Below are 620 nucleotides of genomic sequence, written 5' to 3' on the forward strand. Positions count from 1 at the left end.
CTGCTCGCTTTCGTCGTGCTCTACCTCGTCGGTTTCGATCAGGGCGCGATCTCCCGCAGTGGCATGTACATGCACGAACTGATGCACGACGGCCGCCACCTGCTGGGCCTGCCATGCCACTGACCGACACACACGGCCCGACGCTGCAGGGCACCTTCGTCCAACTACTGGTCCGAGGTCTGCTCGCCGGACTCCTCGCAGGTCTGCTCGCCGGAGCAGTCGCCTACGTCGTCGGTGAACCGCACATCGACTCGGCCATCGCCATCGAAGAAGCAGCCGGTGCCGACGACCATCACACCGGAGCCGATCCCACCGAGGCCGCCCCTGCCGCACATTCACACGGGGACGAGGATCCGCTCGTCAGTCGCGACGGACAACGCGTCGGACTGTTCCTCGCCACCGGACTCGCAGGCCTGGCACTGGGCGCGATCTTCGCCTCGGCGTTGCACTACGGGCGACGCTTCAGCTCCCTGCCGGGATCGGTACTGGCTCTGGTCGGGGCCGGTGCCGGATGGGTGGCCATCGAAGCGGTGCCGTTCTTCAAGTACCCGGCCAACCCGCCCGCGGTCGGCGATCCGGAGACCATCACCCAGCGCACCTGGCTGTGGTTGGCGACCGTG

At 67.4% G+C, this 620-nt stretch carries 2 protein-coding genes; both read left to right on the top strand.

Annotation, left to right across the window (positions count from 1 at the left end):
- A partial coding sequence (locus CH274_RS20855; protein WP_141214781.1) for a CbtB domain-containing protein occupies window positions 1-123 on the top strand: 123 nt, incomplete at its 5' end.
- Window positions 114-620: CbtA family protein (locus CH274_RS20860; RefSeq protein ID WP_143546625.1), on the top strand; the 507-nt coding region annotated here is incomplete at its 3' end. The genes CH274_RS20855 and CH274_RS20860, both read left to right, overlap by 10 nt.

The organism is Rhodococcus sp. 06-418-5 (genome assembly GCF_002258285.1).
In the GTDB taxonomy this organism is placed as follows: domain Bacteria; phylum Actinomycetota; class Actinomycetes; order Mycobacteriales; family Mycobacteriaceae; genus Rhodococcoides.